Origin of the sequence: Escherichia sp. E4385, from assembly GCF_963883145.1 — a bacterium.
GTDB lineage: Bacteria > Pseudomonadota > Gammaproteobacteria > Enterobacterales > Enterobacteriaceae > Escherichia.
Window position 1 is genome coordinate 129,702 of record NZ_CAWOOJ010000002.1, and the last position, 14,670, is coordinate 144,371.

Below are 14,670 nucleotides of genomic sequence, written 5' to 3' on the forward strand. Positions count from 1 at the left end.
TTATCCTTATTTTTGCACTACGATATTTTCTTGTGATGGATCAACATGCTGCATTTGCAGCTTCTCCGTGGCGATCCGTTCCACCCGGCTATGGTCGCCGAGCGCATTCTCTTCAAGAATGAGGTTGCGCCATTCAATGTCTAAAGCGTCTCGCTCCAGCACCAGTTGTTCGCGCTGAGCGGTGAGCAAACGGGTATGGTGCGCCGTGGTCACCACAGTCACCGCCGTCAAAATAATGCAAATGAACAGGCAGAGCGGCAGCTTCCCAAACCGCAAAAGATCGTCACCGATAACGCCAGGCAAGGCATGGCGCTCGTGGCTTCCCATCGATCCTTTAACTTTGCTGAGGGCTTCTGTCACTCTGCTGATCATGCGTTCGTCCTCTCTGCAATACGCAGAACTGAACTACGGGCACGAGGGTTCTCAGCCACCTCTTCTTCGCCCGGCATCAACTTACCTAGTGCCCGCAACTGACGGCCACCCAGTTTTTTGAGCTGCTCTTCAGTCATCGGTAACCCTGCCGGAACTTGTGGACCGCGACTGTTTTCACGCATAAAGCGTTTCACAATACGATCTTCCAGCGAATGAAAACTGATGATCGAAAGCCGCCCGCCTGGGGCCAGCACGTTAAGCGAGCTTTTTAGCGCCTGCTCTATCTCCTCCAGTTCACTGTTCACCCAAATGCGCACCGCCTGGAAGGTACGGGTCGCGGGATGTTTGAATTTGTCTTTCACCGGCGTTGCGGCAGCAACGACTTCTGCCAGTTCTTTAGTGCGGGTCATCGGCTGTTCGCGGTTACGCTCGACAATGGCGCGTGCAATACGTTTAGCAAAACGCTCTTCGCCATAGGTTTTTAATACCCAGGCAATATCGGATTCTTCTGCGGTTTGTAGCCATTCGGCGGCAGACTGACCGCGTGTCGGGTCCATACGCATGTCCAACGGGCCATCGCGCATAAAGGAAAAACCGCGTTCAGCATCATCGAGTTGCGGTGAAGAGACGCCAAGATCGAGCAGAATGCCGTCGATCTTGCCGATAAGATCGCGCTCGGCGACATATTCGCCCAGCGCAGAGAAAGGTCCATGAATGATGGAGAAGCGCGGATCATTAATAGTCTTCGCGACAGCAATAGCCTGCGGGTCGCGATCGATTGCCAACAAGCGTCCCGTTTCGCCAAGTTGCGAAAGAATCAGACGTGAGTGACCACCGCGACCAAAAGTTCCATCAATGTAGATACCGTCAGGACGGATATTGAGGCCATTTACGGCTTCGTCCAGCAGTACCGTGGTATGTTTATAGTTTTCCATCATTTTATAGAGACAAGTCCTGCAGTCGCTCCGACAAGTTTTCGGTAACAGACTGTTCAGCGTCGATATCTTCCCTGACCTGTTGATGCCAGGTCGTTTCATCCCACAGTTCGAACTTATTGAACTGCCCGACCAGCATCACTTCTTTCGTCAGCCCGGCATGCTGCCGCAACACAGGCGCGATTAATAATCGACCTGCGCTATCCAGCTGACACTCACTGGCATGCCCTAACAGAAGGCGTTGAACACGACGTTCAACAGGGTTCATGCTCGAAAGACGCGATAATTTGTGCTCGATAATTTCCCATTCAGGAAGGGGGTAAAGCAGCAGGCACGGGTGATGAATGTCAATGGTACACACCATTTGACCGGCAGCGCTCCCGAGCAGTTCTTCCCGATAACGGGTAGGCACCGATAAGCGCCCTTTACTGTCGAGATTGACTAACGTTGCTCCCCGGAACATGCCAGTCTCCCCCCGATTACCACTTTATCCCACAAATTCCCACTAAAAGGAGTTTACGGAGCGGAGGAAAAGCTTGTCAAGCCAGGAACATTCCTTACCGAAGCAAAAAACCCAATGTTTACGGCTAATATCTGCATTGTTTAAAAATCGCCCAACAAACGAAGCAAATTAACGTCATGAATAGTTGTAAGAAAAAATCCCATTCATCATTACCGTTTTAAAAACGACTCAATTTTCCTTAATGGAAATATAAAGTGTCAGTTTGCGACGCGAGCGGCATTTTAGGACATATCTCCCCCGGATAACAGTCCCTGTTGCACGTGCGCCATGCCTGATGCCAGCGACTTTGAACAAAAGTTTAGAAAAGTGTTTGTTTAATCGGCAATTGCCGATTTGCTTGTAACAAAATAATGCAATTGCAATCTACCGTTACGAGTTAATTATCATTCAACGCAGCGAATGGAGTTAATTGGCAGGATATTCAGGAGGGCTTATGGATAATTGTCCAGAATAGTCTTATTTACATTATGGATATCGATGTCCAATTACGTACTCAATGCGCCAGAGGTAAAATCCACTGGCGCATCTTTTCGTAATGTTTATCTACGGCTTAGTACACCACGACGATAGAGATTACGTTTAATGCGTGTTAAGCCTGGTTTTGGTTTGCGCGGTTCGTCCAGACTGGCGAGCACAATCTCCAGTACGCGTTCCGCAACATCGCGATGACGCTGGGCTACCGCCAGTACCGGACACTGTAAGAAGTCGAGCAATTCGTTGTCACCAAAGGTCGCAATTGCCAAATCAGAAGGCAGTTTGCCATCGCGGCGCAGCGTGACATCCATAACGCCTTGCAACAACGCAAATGAGGTGGTGAACAGCGCCTGCGGCATCGGATGCGTTTCCAGCCATTTTTCGAATAACTGGGCAGCGGTTTCCCGCTCATAACTGTTGGCATAAAGGAAATGCACTTCGCGTGGATCATCTTTCCAGGCGGTACGGAAACCCTGCTCGCGCAGGAAGCTGACAGAAAGCTCCGGCAACGCGCCAAGATAAAGCACCGTCTCAGCAGGAAACTTACGTAACTCTTCGGCCAGCATTTCTGCATCATCCTGGTCGGCACCCACAACGCTGGTGAAGTGTTCACGATCGAGGGCGCGGTCCAGCGCGACGATCGGGAACGGGTCGTTAGCCCAGCGTTGATAAAAAGGATGCTCCGGCGGCAGCGACGTCGAAACAATGATGGCATCGACCTGACGCTGCAAAAGATGCTCAATACAGCGCATTTCGTTGTCTGGCTGATCTTCGGAACAAGCAATCAGTAGTTGATAACCCCGTTGCCGCGCCTGACGTTCAAGATAATTAGCGATACGGGTGTAACTTGTGTTCTCCAGATCGGGGATCACAAGACCAATCGAACGTGTGCGTCCAGCACGAAGCCCAGCAGCCACGGCATTTGGGTGGTAATTGTGCTCACGCACCACTGCCATGACTTTTTCAACGGTTTTGTCGCTCACACGGTATTGCTTCGCTTTGCCGTTAATAACATAGCTTGCAGTGGTCCGCGACACTCCCGCCAGCCGAGCGATTTCATCCAGTTTCACAATTGCCCCTTGAGTAAAATGTAAAAACCATACCCATTGTACTGGCATGGGTTAAATTCATTAACATCTAAGCGCAGAAAATTAACTGCGGCAACTGCTTTTATTCCAGGTTCCCACTGAATTCGCAAAAAAAGCCCAACGTGACATGTTGGGCTGTAAATTGCGCATTGAGATCATTCTCAACGCATTATTTTATCGCCGCGCGAAAGTCCTACTACGCCGGAACGAGCGACCTCCACAATTTTCGCCACATCGCGAATCGATGCTAAAAATGCATCAAGCTTATCGCTGGTTCCCGCCAATTGAACGGTATAAAGCGATGGCGTGACATCAATGATTTGCCCACGGAATATTTCCGTATTGCGCTTCACTTCGTCACGTCCATAGCCACTGGCCTGAATTTTCACCAGCATGATTTCCCGCTCAACATGCGCCCCCTGCCCCAGTTCGCTAACACGCAGCACATCGACCAGCTTGTGTAATTGCTTTTCAATCTGCTCCAACACTTTTTCATCGCCCACGGTCTGGATAGTCATACGCGATAATGTCGGATCGTCGGTTGGCGCAACGGTCAGGCTTTCAATGTTATAGCCCCGTTGGGAAAAGAGGCCGATCACGCGGGATAACGCGCCTGATTCATTTTCGAGTAATACGGATAATATCCGGCGCATAATCAGGTTCTCTCCGTTTTGCTTAACCACATTTCATCCATTCCGCCGCCACGAATCTGCATCGGGTAGACGTGCTCGCTGCCATCAACAGTGACATCAACAAACACCAGGCGATTATTGCGGACCTGTTCCAGTGCCTCGCTAAGTTTGTTTTCCAGCTCTTGCGGATGAGAGATCTGGATCCCAACATGGCCATAGGCTTCCGCCAGACGAACGAAATCCGGTAGCGACTGCATATAAGATTGTGAATGGCGGCCGGAATAGATCATGTCCTGCCACTGCTTCACCATCCCCAGATAGCGGTTATTGAGGTTCACCACCAGCACCGGCAGTTCATATTGCAAAGCGGTAGACAGTTCCTGAATGTTCATCTGAATGCTGCCGTCGCCAGTGACACAGACCACGGTTTCTTCTGGCAATGCCATTTTGACACCCAGCGCCGCAGGCAAACCAAAGCCCATAGTGCCGAGGCCACCGGAATTGATCCAGCGGCGCGGTTTATCGAAAGGATAATAAAGCGCGGCGAACATCTGGTGCTGCCCGACGTCGGACGTGACATATGCATCACCTTTCGTTAGCCGCCAGAGTGTCTCGATCACCGCTTGCGGTTTAATCTTTTCGCTCTGAGTGTCGTATTTAAGGCACTGGCGAGCGCGCCACTGTTCAATCTGTTGCCACCAGTCACGAATTTCATCCAACGGTTGGTGAGCCGTTTCTTGTGCCAGCAACTCCAGCATTTGATCCAGCACCAACCGCGCGTCACCAACGATCGGAATGTCGGCGGTAACGGTTTTTGAGATCGACGTAGGATCGATATCAATATGTAAAACCGTTGCATTCGGGCAGTACTTGGCCAGATTGTTAGTGGTGCGATCGTCAAAGCGCACGCCGACCGCAAAAATAACATCGGCATTATGCATGGTCATATTGGCTTCGTAGGTGCCGTGCATTCCCAGCATCCCCAGCGCCTGACGATGCGTTGCCGGAAACGCCCCCAGCCCCATTAATGAAGAGACGACGGGAAGATTAAGCTGCTCAATAATCTGTTTGAGTTGTTGATGACAACTCGCAGTCACGGCGCCGCCGCCAACGTAAACTACCGGTTTTTTCGCTGCCGCCAGTGTCTGCAATGCGCGTTTAATCTGCCCCTTATGACCCAGTGTGGTCGGGTTATAAGAGCGCATACTGACCGACTCCGGCCAGACGTAGGGTAATTTGTTCGCCGGATTAAGAATATCTTTCGGTAAATCAACCACCACTGGCCCAGGACGACCACTTGCCGCCAGCCAGAATGCTTTTTTCAGCACCTGAGGAATATCTTCCGTTTGCTTAACCAGGAAACTGTGTTTTACCACCGGGCGGGAAATTCCCACCATGTCGCACTCCTGAAAGGCATCGTAGCCTATCAGCGAGGTCGCTACCTGACCAGAAAGGACAACCAAGGGAATGGAGTCCATATAAGCAGTAGCGATACCGGTAATCGCGTTAGTCGCCCCAGGACCCGACGTCACCAGCACGACCCCCACTTCCCCGGTTGCACGTGCCAGGCCATCGGCCATATGCACAGCCGCTTGCTCATGACGAACTAATACGTGATCGATACCCCCCACGGTATGCAATGCATCGTAAATATCAAGGACCGCGCCTCCGGGATAACCGAATACTTGTTTAACGCCCTGATCGATAAGCGATCGGACGACCATCTCGGCTCCAGACAACATCTCCATGGCCTGCCTCACTGTTTGGCGGAAAAAATGTGTAAAACACATTAACCGTCCGATCTTGCTTAAGCAATTGGCAGACAGAGTCACAAACGTGAAGAAATAAGAATAAACAGGAGGAAAGGAGAAAAGAAACGATAAAATACTCCAGAATGAAGGCGTAAATTGATAATAAATTGGCTAGATTCGGCTACTTACAGCAATTTCTCTATTTTTTTAATTTTTCATGAAATCTGGCGCACATGCATTTAGAACAAAATTCTACATTTAATAAAAAAAGCAGAATAAACCAGAAAGGAATGCCTGATTTATTCTGCTTTTGTTTAGCGTTTACATATAGAGACTAATTGCTCTTCCATCCACTGATGGCCTTTATCGCGCCCGGCAGCCTCATGCCAGGAGAGATAACAGGTTCTGCTATTCTGTTTTAACGGCAGCGGTAATATCTGTAATTCTAAAGATTCGGCGAACTCTTCAGCCAGCCAACGAGGCGCAATAGCGACCAGGTGAGTTTGCGACACCACGCTAAGGACGCTCATCATTGCCATGCCCTGATAAGCAATACTGGCTTGCTTATCTACTGTGTCGTACCACGGTTGACTAAATGAGGCGAAACGATCGAGCGAAACCGCCGCATGTTGTTCGTTATAAACATCATGTTTCAGTAATGGACCTTTAATATGCGGATGGTTCTTACTGGCTACCAGCACCATTTCATCTTTAAATAACGGCACACTGGTAAATTCAGGGCGGTGGAAATCTTCATAACTTATAACGAACTCCGTTTCCTGATAGCGCAACTGATGTTCAGTGTTCTGATTTAATGAAGACTTGAACATAACATGTATATTTGGCGCAATCTGCTCAATGTGATTATAAATCTGCGAGGTCAGAATGCTGTCTAACGGGCTGCAAACACAGAGATGGAATACCCGCTCGCTACTGGCAGGCTCAAAACCTGAACCCGGTAATTCGTTTTGCACTAATTGCAGCGCCTGGCGCACAGAGCCAAAAAGCTGAAATGCGCGGGCAGTCGGTTGGATACCACGACCATAACGAACAAACAACTCGTCATTAAACATCACTTTCAGGCGTGCAACAGCGTTACTGACCGCAGGTTGCGACATTCCCAGAACATGAGCGGCACGAGTAATATTCTGCTCCTGCATCACGGCATCGAAAACAGTTAATAAGTTTAGATCGACCATGCGCAGCTGTGGCTTACTAAAATCTGCTGGTTCTGGATGATCTGTTTTTACCTCTGGCATACTTAACTCCACTGTCACACTTAACTCCCTTTTCCTTACCGGAATGCAGAAAAAAATAATCCTGAAAAATATGATTTACCATACATATAAAATAAGAAAAAGGAAAATGAGTAAAATTAGGAAAACATAAAGATAAGAGTTCTGTTTAAAACAAAACCCACCGCCGCGCAGAGAGTCATCCACCACAGCATGATTATCTATAATGTTTTTGTCACACAAACAATATAATCATAATCACCATGAATGCTCAATCATCCATGATATGTATAAAATCGCCACTTTAATTAAAAATTTATATATTAATCGCCCATATCTTCCTTATTAACTTATCAATAATATAAGCCTCACCAATAATTAAACATTCATCAAATAAATAATTACAGAAAAATCATCAGGATGGGTTAGGTAATTGATACTATCTATATGCATATCACTTATTGATTAAATGCAATAAATTATGCTGAAGTATGTCAATTAATGAAAAGTGTGATCTGGCTGACAGAAATTAATATTGTTGGTTTATGTATACACAGCACAATTAGCTAATTTGATACATGCAAAATTACCGCTGAAAAGCCGCTTTTCTTACTACAGGGTTGACATCCGTTTTTGTATCCAGTAACTCTAAAAGCATATCGCATTCATCTGGAGCTGATTTAATGACTCACATCGTTCGCTTTATCGGTCTACTACTACTAAACGCATCTTCTTTGCGCGGTAGACGAGTGAGCGGCATCCAGCATTAAGCCAGCACGCAGTCAAAAACAACCCGCGCCATTGCGCGGGTTTTTTTATGCCCGAAGCGAGGCGCTCTAAAAGAGACAAGGACCTAAACCATGAGCCAGCAAGTTATTATTTTCGATACCACATTACGCGACGGTGAACAGGCGTTACAGGCAAGTCTGAGTGCGAAAGAAAAACTGCAAATTGCGCTGGCCCTTGAGCGTATGGGTGTTGACGTAATGGAAGTTGGTTTCCCCGTCTCTTCGCCGGGCGATTTTGAATCGGTGCAAACCATCGCCCGCCAGGTCAAAAATAGCCGCGTATGCGCGTTAGCTCGCTGCGTGGAAAAAGATATCGATGTGGCGGCTGAATCTCTGAAAGTCGCCGAAGCCTTCCGTATTCATACCTTTATTGCTACCTCCCCAATGCACATCGCCACCAAGCTGCGCAGCACGCTGGATGAAGTGATCGAACGCGCTATCTATATGGTGAAGCGCGCCCGTAATTACACCGATGACGTTGAATTTTCTTGCGAAGATGCCGGGCGTACCCCGATTGCCGATCTGGCGCGAGTGGTCGAAGCGGCGATTAACGCCGGTGCCACCACCATCAACATTCCGGACACCGTGGGCTACACCATGCCGTTTGAGTTCGCCGGAATCATCAGCGGCCTGTATGAACGCGTGCCTAACATCGACAAAGCCATTATTTCCGTACACACCCACGACGATTTAGGCCTGGCAGTAGGTAACTCACTGGCGGCGGTACATGCCGGAGCGCGGCAGGTAGAAGGCGCAATGAACGGGATCGGCGAACGCGCCGGAAACTGTTCGCTGGAAGAAGTGATCATGGCGATCAAAGTTCGTAAGGATATCCTCAACGTCCACACCGCCATTAATCACCAGGAGATATGGCGCACCAGTCAGTTAGTTAGCCAGATTTGCAATATGCCAATCCCGGCAAACAAAGCCATTGTTGGTAGCGGCGCGTTCGCACACTCCTCCGGTATCCACCAGGATGGCGTGCTGAAAAACCGCGAAAACTACGAAATCATGACACCAGAATCTATTGGTCTGAACCAAATCCAGCTGAATCTGACCTCTCGTTCAGGCCGTGCGGCAGTGAAACACCGCATGGATGAGATGGGATATAAAGAAAGTGAATATAATTTAGACAATCTGTACGACGCCTTCCTGAAGCTGGCAGATAAAAAAGGTCAGGTGTTTGATTATGACCTGGAAGCGCTGGCCTTTATCGGTAAGCAGCAAGAAGAGCCGGAGCATTTCCGTCTGGATTACTTCAGCGTGCAGTCTGGTTCTAACGATATCGCCACTGCCGCCGTCAAACTGGTCTGTGGCGAAGAAGTCAAAGCGGAAGCCGCCAACGGTAACGGTCCGGTCGATGCCGTCTATCAGGCCATTAACCGTATCACTGACTATAACGTCGAACTGGTGAAATACAGCCTGACCGCCAAAGGTCACGGTAAAGATGCGCTGGGTCAGGTGGATATCGTCGCCAACTACAATGGTCGCCGCTTCCACGGCGTCGGCCTGGCCACCGATATTGTCGAGTCCTCCGCCAAAGCCATGGTGCACGTACTGAACAATATCTGGCGCGCCGCAGAAGTCGAAAAAGAGTTGCAACGCAAAGCTCAACACAACGAAAACAACAAGGAAACCGTGTGATGTCGAAGAATTACCATATTGCCGTTTTGCCCGGAGATGGGATCGGGCCGGAAGTGATGACCCAGGCGCTGAAAGTGCTGGATGCCGTGCGCAACCGCTTTGCGATGCGCATCACCACCAGCCATTACGATGTAGGTGGTGCAGCCATTGATAACCACGGACAGCCGCTGCCGCCTGCGACGGTTGAAGGTTGCGAGCAAGCCGATGCCGTGCTGTTTGGCTCGGTAGGCGGCCCGAAGTGGGAACATTTACCACCAGACCAGCAACCAGAACGCGGCGCGCTGTTGCCTTTGCGTAAGCACTTCAAATTATTCAGCAATCTGCGTCCGGCAAAACTGTATCAGGGGCTGGAAGCGTTCTGCCCCCTGCGCGCTGACATTGCCGCTAACGGCTTCGACATCCTGTGCGTGCGCGAACTGACCGGCGGCATCTATTTCGGTCAGCCAAAAGGCCGTGAAGGCAGCGGACAATATGAAAAAGCGTTTGATACCGAGGTGTATCACCGTTTTGAGATCGAACGTATCGCCCGTATCGCGTTTGAATCTGCCCGCAAGCGTCATCGCAAAGTCACCTCAATCGACAAAGCCAATGTGCTGCAATCCTCTATTTTATGGCGGGAAATTGTTAATGAGATCGCCATTGAATATCCGGATGTCGAACTGGCGCATATGTACATCGACAACGCCACCATGCAGCTGATTAAAGATCCATCACAGTTTGACGTTCTGCTGTGCTCCAACCTGTTTGGCGACATTCTGTCTGATGAGTGTGCGATGATCACTGGCTCGATGGGGATGTTGCCTTCCGCTAGCCTGAACGAGCAAGGTTTTGGTCTGTATGAACCGGCGGGCGGCTCGGCACCAGATATCGCAGGCAAAAACATCGCCAACCCGATTGCGCAAATTCTGTCGCTGGCGCTGCTGCTGCGCTACAGCCTGGATGCCGATGATGCGGCTTGCGCCATTGAACGCGCCATTAACCGCGCATTAGAAGAAGGCATTCGCACCGGGGATTTAGCCCGTGGCGCTGCCGCCGTTAGTACCGATGAAATGGGCGATATCATTGCCCGCTATGTGGCAGAAGGGGTGTAATCATGGCTAAGACGTTATACGAAAAATTGTTCGACGCTCACGTAGTGTACGAAGCCGAAAACGAAACCCCGCTGTTATATATCGACCGCCACCTGGTGCATGAAGTGACCTCACCGCAGGCGTTCGATGGCCTGCGCGCCCACGGCCGCCCGGTGCGTCAGCCGGGGAAAACCTTCGCCACCATGGATCACAACGTCTCCACCCAGACCAAAGACATTAATGCCTGCGGTGAAATGGCGCGGATCCAGATGCAGGAGCTGATCAAAAACTGCAAAGAATTTGGCGTCGAGCTGTATGACCTGAATCACCCGTATCAGGGGATCGTCCACGTGATGGGGCCGGAACAGGGCGTCACCTTACCAGGGATGACCATTGTCTGCGGCGACTCGCATACCGCCACCCACGGCGCTTTTGGCGCACTGGCGTTTGGTATCGGTACTTCTGAAGTTGAACACGTGCTGGCAACGCAAACCCTGAAACAGGGCCGCGCGAAGACCATGAAAATTGAAGTCCAGGGCAAAGCCGCGCCGGGCATTACCGCGAAAGATATCGTGCTGGCAATTATCGGTAAAACCGGCAGCGCTGGCGGCACCGGGCATGTGGTGGAGTTTTGCGGCGAAGCAATCCGTGATTTAAGCATGGAAGGTCGTATGACCCTGTGCAATATGGCAATCGAAATGGGCGCGAAAGCCGGTCTGGTTGCACCTGACGAAACCACCTTTAACTATGTCAAAGGCCGTCTGCATGCGCCGAAAGGCAAAGATTTTGACGATGCCGTCGCCTACTGGAAGACCCTGCAAACCGACGAAGGTGCAACTTTCGATACAGTTGTGACTCTGCAAGCAGAAGAGATCGCCCCGCAGGTCACCTGGGGAACTAACCCCGGTCAGGTGATCTCCGTGAATGACAATATTCCCGATCCGGCTTCGTTTACCGATCCGGTTGAGCGCGCGTCGGCAGAAAAAGCGTTGGCCTATATGGGGCTGAAACCGGGTATTCCATTGACCGAAGTCGCTATCGATAAAGTGTTTATCGGTTCTTGTACCAACTCACGTATTGAAGATTTACGCGCGGCGGCGGAAATCGCCAAAGGGCGAAAAGTCGCGCCAGGTGTACAGGCACTGGTGGTTCCCGGCTCTGGCCCGGTAAAAGCTCAGGCGGAAGCGGAAGGTCTGGACAAAATCTTTATTGAAGCCGGTTTTGAATGGCGCTTGCCTGGTTGCTCAATGTGTCTGGCGATGAATAACGACCGTCTGAATCCGGGCGAACGTTGTGCCTCCACCAGCAACCGTAACTTTGAAGGCCGCCAGGGGCGCGGCGGGCGCACGCATCTGGTCAGCCCGGCAATGGCTGCCGCCGCTGCTGTGACCGGACATTTCGCCGACATTCGCAACATTAAATAAGGAGCAGACCATGGCAGAGAAATTTATCAAACATACAGGCCTGGTGGTTCCGCTGGATGCCGCCAATGTCGATACCGATGCGATTATCCCGAAACAGTTTTTGCAGAAAGTGACGCGTACAGGTTTTGGCGCGCATCTGTTTAACGACTGGCGTTTTCTGGATGAAAAAGGCCAACAGCCAAACCCGGACTTCGTGCTGAACTTCCCGCAGTATCAGGGCGCTTCCATTTTGCTGGCGCGGGAAAACTTCGGCTGCGGCTCCTCGCGTGAGCACGCGCCGTGGGCATTGACCGATTACGGTTTTAAAGTGGTGATTGCGCCGAGTTTCGCTGACATCTTCTACGGCAACAGCTTCAACAACCAGCTGCTGCCGGTGAAATTAAATGATGACGAAGTGGATGAGCTGTTTGCGCTGGTGAAAGCCAATCCGGGGATTCATTTCGACGTGGACCTGGAAGCGCAAGAGGTGAAAGCGGGTGAGAAAACCTATCGGTTTAGCATCGATGCCTTCCGCCGCCACTGCATGATGAATGGGCTGGACAGCATCGGTCTGACGCTGCAGCACGACGACGCTATTGCCACTTATGAAGAGAAGCAACCAGCATTTATGCGTTAGTTTGTACGCCGTCCGGCACTCAATCGCCAAAAAGAAAAAAGCCAGCAGATAATCACTGCTGGCGTGGCGATTAACACCAATACTCAGTCACACATGATGTCCGCAAATCAGTATTCAGAATCACTCCCCTCCCACTGCATCAGCTCTTCAAGCATGGTTAATCGTTGTGGAACGCTTAACCAACGCAGCCAGCACAACGTCGCTGTCGCGGTAAAGTAGTGCTGATAAAACTGACGCATGGGGCACCTCCTTGCTTCATCGTTAAGAATTATTGACTTAATATAGGGAAAATAAAATTGCTGACTTTTGCGCAGGAGTTCCCCTTTTATGCCATCAGCTCGTCTGCAACAACAATTCATCCGCCTGTGGCAATGCTGCGAGGGTAAATCGCAGGACACAACGCTCAACGAACTGGCGGAGTTATTGAGTTGCTCCCGTCGTCATATGCGCACCCTGCTCAACACCATGCAGGATCGCGGCTGGTTAACATGGGAAGCTGAAGTCGGGCGCGGTAAACGCTCGCGTCTGACATTCCTCTACACCGGACTGGCGCTTCAGCAACAGCGGGCAGAAGATTTGCTTGAACAGGATCATATCGACCAACTGGTGCAGCTGGTTGGCGACAAAACGGCTGTGCGGCAAATGCTGATTTCCCATCTGGGGCGTAGCTTCCGCCAGGGGCGGCACATCCTGCGCGTGCTCTACTATCGCCCGTTGCGTAATCTGCTGCCTGGCAGCGCATTACGCCGTTCCGAAACGCATATCGCCCGGCAAATCTTCAGCGCGTTAACCCGCATAAATGAGGAAAATGGGGAACTGGAGGCGGACATCGCCCACCACTGGCAGCAAATTTCCCCACTCCACTGGCGCTTCTTTTTGCGCCCCGGGGTCCATTTTCATCATGGTCGTGAACTGGAAATAGACGACGTCATCGCCTCGTTGAAGCGGATCAATACGCTGCCGCTCTATTCCCACATCGCTGAAATTGTGTCGCCGACGCCCTGGACGCTGGATATTCATCTCACTCAGCCAGATCGCTGGTTGCCGTTACTGCTGGCGCAAGTTCCGGCGATGATCCTGCCGCGTGAATGGGAAACCCTCAGCAATTTTGCCAGCCACCCTATCGGTACCGGTCCGTATGCGGTAATGCGTAACAGCACTAACCAACTGAAAATTCAGGCATTCGATGATTTCTTCGGTTATCGGGCATTAATCGACGAAGTTAACGTCTGGGTCTTGCCGGAAATTGCCGATGACCCCGCAGGAGGCCTGATGCTGAAAGGGCCGCAGGGCGAGGAAAAAGAGATTGAAAGTCGCCTTGAAGAAGGTTGCTACTATCTACTGTTCGACAGTCGCACCCATCGCGGAGCGAATCAGCAAGTCAGAGACTGGATAAGCTATGTGCTTTCGCCGACCAATCTGGTTTATTTCGCCGAGGAACAGTACCAGCAACTGTGGTTTCCGGCCTATGGGCTGCTCCCCCGCTGGCACCATGCCCGCCCAACACATTGCGAAAAACCTGCCGGGCTGGAACATCTCACCCTGACCTTTTATCAGGATCATATTGAACATCGGGTGATTGCCAGGATCATGCAGCAGATTCTGGCAAGTCACCAGGTCACCCTGGAAATCAAAGAGATCAGCTACGATCAGTGGCACGAAGGTGAGATCGAAAGCGACATCTGGCTTAACAGCGCCAACTTTACGCTGCCGCTGGATTTTTCGCTGTTTGCGCATTTGTACGAAGTACCGCTGCTACAACACTGTATTCCTCTCGACTGGCAAGCCGACGCCACGCGCTGGCGCAACGGCGAGATGAACCTGGCGAACTGGTGTCAGCGGTTAGTAGCCAGCAAAGCGATGGTGCCGCTGATCCACCACTGGCTGATTATTCAGGGGCAACGCAGTATGCGCGGCCTGCGCATGAACACCCTCGGCTGGTTCGATTTTAAATCAGCGTGGTTTGCGCCACCGGATCCATGATTGCTGGTTGATAACAAAATCACTACACTAACGCCGTTCTCAACGGGGTGCCACGCGGACGCGTGCGCTGAGAAAATACCCGTCGAACCTGATCCGGATAACGCCGGCGAAGGGATTTGAGGCTCCTTCTCAAGT

General features: G+C 50.9%; 15 protein-coding genes and 1 riboswitch. Of the genes, 6 read left to right on the plus strand and 9 right to left on the minus strand.

Going from position 1 to position 14,670, the window contains the following annotated elements; translation table 11 throughout:
* Window positions 1-6: 6 nt before the first annotated feature.
* From ftsL to leuO, 8 genes are all read right to left on the minus strand, one after another.
* On the minus strand, window positions 7-372 hold the full coding sequence (ftsL, locus tag AACS80_RS03090) for a cell division protein FtsL (protein WP_000625658.1): 366 nt from the start codon (window positions 370-372) through the stop codon (window positions 7-9).
* Window positions 369-1,310: a 16S rRNA (cytosine(1402)-N(4))-methyltransferase RsmH gene (gene rsmH / locus AACS80_RS03095; protein ID WP_130259630.1), complete on the minus strand. Its 942-nt coding sequence runs from the start codon at window positions 1,308-1,310 to the stop codon at window positions 369-371. Before rsmH ends, ftsL begins: the two co-directional genes overlap by 4 nt.
* A gap of 1 nt (window position 1,311) precedes the next feature.
* Window positions 1,312-1,770, minus strand: coding sequence for a division/cell wall cluster transcriptional repressor MraZ (mraZ, locus tag AACS80_RS03100; RefSeq protein ID WP_064525207.1), 459 nt, complete (start codon window positions 1,768-1,770; stop codon window positions 1,312-1,314).
* Window positions 1,771-2,369: 599 nt separating this feature from the next.
* On the minus strand, window positions 2,370-3,374 hold the full coding sequence (gene cra, locus AACS80_RS03105; protein ID WP_064525210.1) for a catabolite repressor/activator: 1,005 nt from the start codon (window positions 3,372-3,374) through the stop codon (window positions 2,370-2,372).
* A gap of 81 nt (window positions 3,375-3,455) precedes the next feature.
* Window positions 3,456-3,542 carry a hypothetical protein gene (locus AACS80_RS03110; RefSeq protein ID WP_032160836.1) on the minus strand — a complete coding sequence of 29 codons (87 nt, stop codon included), beginning with the start codon at window positions 3,540-3,542 and terminating at the stop codon, window positions 3,456-3,458.
* 11 nt (window positions 3,543-3,553) lie between these two features.
* Window positions 3,554-4,045 carry an acetolactate synthase small subunit gene (gene ilvN, locus AACS80_RS03115; RefSeq protein ID WP_001252744.1) on the minus strand — a complete coding sequence of 164 codons (492 nt, stop codon included), beginning with the start codon at window positions 4,043-4,045 and terminating at the stop codon, window positions 3,554-3,556.
* Window positions 4,046-4,047: 2 nt separating this feature from the next.
* The gene (gene ilvI, locus AACS80_RS03120; RefSeq protein WP_130204910.1) at window positions 4,048-5,772 is read right to left on the minus strand and encodes an acetolactate synthase 3 large subunit; all 1,725 of its coding nucleotides are present in this window, start codon (window positions 5,770-5,772) and stop codon (window positions 4,048-4,050) included.
* Between the two features lie 317 nt (window positions 5,773-6,089).
* Window positions 6,090-7,034 (minus strand): transcriptional regulator LeuO, encoded by a 945-nt coding sequence (leuO, locus tag AACS80_RS03125; protein WP_130204908.1) that lies wholly within the window; start codon window positions 7,032-7,034, stop codon window positions 6,090-6,092.
* Window positions 7,035-7,693: 659 nt separating this feature from the next.
* On the opposite strand from leuO, the gene leuL reads away from it, so the two are divergent.
* From leuL to leuD, 5 genes are all read left to right on the plus strand, one after another.
* Entirely contained in the window at window positions 7,694-7,780 is an 87-nt protein-coding gene (gene leuL / locus AACS80_RS03130; RefSeq protein WP_001300467.1) for a leu operon leader peptide, read from the plus strand.
* Window positions 7,781-7,870: 90 nt separating this feature from the next.
* Window positions 7,871-9,442 (plus strand): 2-isopropylmalate synthase, encoded by a 1,572-nt coding sequence (leuA, locus tag AACS80_RS03135; protein ID WP_097291249.1) that lies wholly within the window; start codon window positions 7,871-7,873, stop codon window positions 9,440-9,442.
* On the plus strand, window positions 9,442-10,533 hold the full coding sequence (leuB, locus tag AACS80_RS03140; protein ID WP_135409464.1) for a 3-isopropylmalate dehydrogenase: 1,092 nt from the start codon (window positions 9,442-9,444) through the stop codon (window positions 10,531-10,533). The genes leuA and leuB overlap by 1 nt, the downstream gene beginning before the upstream one ends.
* 2 nt (window positions 10,534-10,535) lie before the next feature.
* Window positions 10,536-11,936 (plus strand): 3-isopropylmalate dehydratase large subunit, encoded by a 1,401-nt coding sequence (gene leuC / locus AACS80_RS03145; protein WP_131161252.1) that lies wholly within the window; start codon window positions 10,536-10,538, stop codon window positions 11,934-11,936.
* Between the two features lie 10 nt (window positions 11,937-11,946).
* Complete coding sequence (gene leuD, locus AACS80_RS03150; RefSeq protein WP_130259626.1) at window positions 11,947-12,552, plus strand: 3-isopropylmalate dehydratase small subunit; 606 nt, start codon at window positions 11,947-11,949, stop codon at window positions 12,550-12,552.
* A 107-nt stretch (window positions 12,553-12,659) separates the two neighbouring features.
* On the opposite strand, the gene sgrT is transcribed toward leuD, so the two are convergent.
* Window positions 12,660-12,791, minus strand: a complete 132-nt coding sequence (sgrT, locus tag AACS80_RS03155) for a glucose uptake inhibitor SgrT (protein WP_130204898.1) — start codon at window positions 12,789-12,791, stop codon at window positions 12,660-12,662.
* Window positions 12,792-12,879: 88 nt separating this feature from the next.
* Between sgrT and sgrR the strand changes: the two genes are divergently transcribed.
* The gene (gene sgrR / locus AACS80_RS03160; protein WP_135406050.1) at window positions 12,880-14,535 is read left to right on the plus strand and encodes a DNA-binding transcriptional regulator SgrR; all 1,656 of its coding nucleotides are present in this window, start codon (window positions 12,880-12,882) and stop codon (window positions 14,533-14,535) included.
* A 33-nt stretch (window positions 14,536-14,568) separates the two neighbouring features.
* Window positions 14,569-14,668: riboswitch (TPP riboswitch) on the plus strand.
* Window positions 14,669-14,670 lie beyond the last annotated feature (2 nt).